We start from the raw sequence: 2,183 nt of genomic DNA on the forward strand, positions 1-2,183 counted from the left end.
TGTAGTGGTCTAATTTCCTCGGACAGGTCGATAGGAGGACAATCCTGAATCGAGGAGGAAAAGAGCAAGATGACAAGAAGGCGCCGACAATTTGACGCCAGCTTCAAGCTGGAAGTAGTACGGATGGTGCGAGACCAAGGGCTATCGGTCAGCGAAGTGTGCCGGTCGATGGACCTTGTTGAGACAGCCGTGCGCCGCTGGGTGGCGCAGTACGATGCGGAGCGTGCTGGCGGCGCCGGCGAGGGCAAGCCGCTGACGGCTGAGCAGCAGCGAATCCGGCAGCTTGAGGCGGAAAACCGGCAGCTGCGCGAGGACAACGCGCTGCTAAAAAAAGCGTCGGCCTTCTTTGCCCGGGAACTGAAGTGATTTACCGCGTGGTAACTCATTTGCAACAGGAGGCCGTATCGGTCAGTCACGCCTGCCGGGTTTTGCAGGTGAGCCGCTCCGGCTACTATGCGCACCGGAGCGCCAGGCCGAGCGCGAAATGGCTGCAGGAACAGACACACGTCAAAGCAGCATTCGCCGCGAGCGGCGCGAGCTATGGTAGCCGCCGCGTGATGCATGCACTGCGGGAACAAGGGCTACGAATTGGTCGTTACCGGTGCGTACGGTGATGCGAGAAGCGGGCCTGCGCACGAGCTGGAAGCGCAAGTTCGTCTCGACGACCGACAGCAGGCATACGCTACCTGTGGCAGAGAACGTGCTGGCCAGACAGTTTGATGTGCCCGAGCGTAATCGCGCATGGGTTTCGGACATCACGTATGTTCGCACGGCGCAGGGCTGGCTCTATCTGGCGGTCGTGCTGGACCTGTACTCGCGCAAGGTGGTTGGCTGGTCAATGGCACCAACCATGCCGGCTGGACTGGTGATGTCGGCGTTGACCATGGCGCTACAGCAGCGTCGGCCAGCGCCAGGACTGGTTCTGCATTCGGACAGGGGCAGCCAGTATGCAAGCGATGAGTACCAGGCCTTGCTGAAGCAGCATCACGTCGTTTGCAGCATGAGTCGCAAAGGAAATTGCTGGGACAATTCGGTGATGGAGAGATTCTTCCTGAACCTCAAAATGGAGCGTGCGTGGCAGCGTCAGTACGCCAACCACGATGAGGCACGGCGCGACATCAACCAGTACATTGTCGCTTTCTACAATCCGGTGCGCTTGCACTCCACTTTGGGCTATCTGTCGCCCGCCGCCTACGAGGCCAAACCGATAGNGGACTGGTTCTGCATTCGGACAGGGGCAGCCAGTATGCAAGCGATGAGTACCAGGCCTTGCTGAAGCAGCATCACGTCGTTTGCAGCATGAGTCGCAAAGGAAATTGCTGGGACAATTCGGTGATGGAGAGATTCTTCCTGAACCTCAAAATGGAGCGTGCGTGGCAGCGTCAGTACGCCAACCACGATGAGGCACGGCGCGACATCAACCAGTACATTGTCGCTTTCTACAATCCGGTGCGCTTGCACTCCACTTTGGGCTATCTGTCGCCCGCCGCCTACGAGGCCAAACCGATAGCGAAAGAACCTATCTGCCTGTCCGAAATAAGTTGACCACTACAGGGTGCTCCCGACCGGGTGCCTGCTGGGCAGGACGGCCTTTCGTTGATGCGCGGCATGAATGACATGGCGCGCGCGGTGAAACAGATACCAGTGTCTGGGCCGCGTGGCGGTGGCCGTACGGGGCCATCGTGAGGGAGGGTCTGTCGGGAAGGAATGTCTGCCACGACCGGGATCGTGGCGCCGGCGTTATCGGGGTGGCGCTGACCTGCTCCCCGCGCTTAGTCCGATAACGATGTAGAGTTCGTTCCCAAAAGGAACGACAATGAAGAAGCGATTCAGCGAAGAACAGATTATTGGCATCCTGAAGGAGGCCGAGGCTGGCCTGAAGCCGGCAGAACTGTGCCGCAAGCACGGTATCTCGGAGGCGACCTACTACAACTGGAAGGCGAAGTTCGGCGGGATGACCGTCGCGGACGCGCAGCGCCTGAAAGAACTGGAGCAGGAGAACAACAGGCTCAAGCGCCTGTTGGCAGAGTCGATGCTCGACAATGCCGCGCTGAAGGACCTGCTGTCGCGAAAGTAGCAAGCCCGCAAGCCAAACGCGAGGCGGTCGGGATATTGATGACCGAACGCGCGATGGGTGTCACCCGGGCTTGCGGGCTGGTAGGAATTTCGCGTTCACTGTTCCG

At 59.5% G+C, this 2,183-nt stretch carries 1 protein-coding gene and 2 pseudogenes; all 3 read left to right on the forward strand.

Translation table 11 applies throughout. The features are described 5' to 3' along the window. Positions 1–69: 69 nt before the first annotated feature. A pseudogene (locus tag GCT13_RS47775) lies at positions 70–1,198 on the forward strand (IS3 family transposase); the annotation flags it as partial. A 71-nt stretch (positions 1,199–1,269) separates the two neighbouring features. Beyond that, positions 1,270–1,545 (forward strand): integrase core domain-containing protein, encoded by a 276-nt coding sequence (locus GCT13_RS47780; protein ID WP_193727988.1) that lies wholly within the window; start codon positions 1,270–1,272, stop codon positions 1,543–1,545. A gap of 271 nt (positions 1,546–1,816) precedes the next feature. Further along, positions 1,817–2,183: pseudogene (locus GCT13_RS47785) on the forward strand (transposase); the annotation flags it as partial.

Source organism: Paraburkholderia franconis (genome assembly GCF_009362735.1).
GTDB classification, from domain to species: domain Bacteria; phylum Pseudomonadota; class Gammaproteobacteria; order Burkholderiales; family Burkholderiaceae; genus Paraburkholderia; species Paraburkholderia franconis.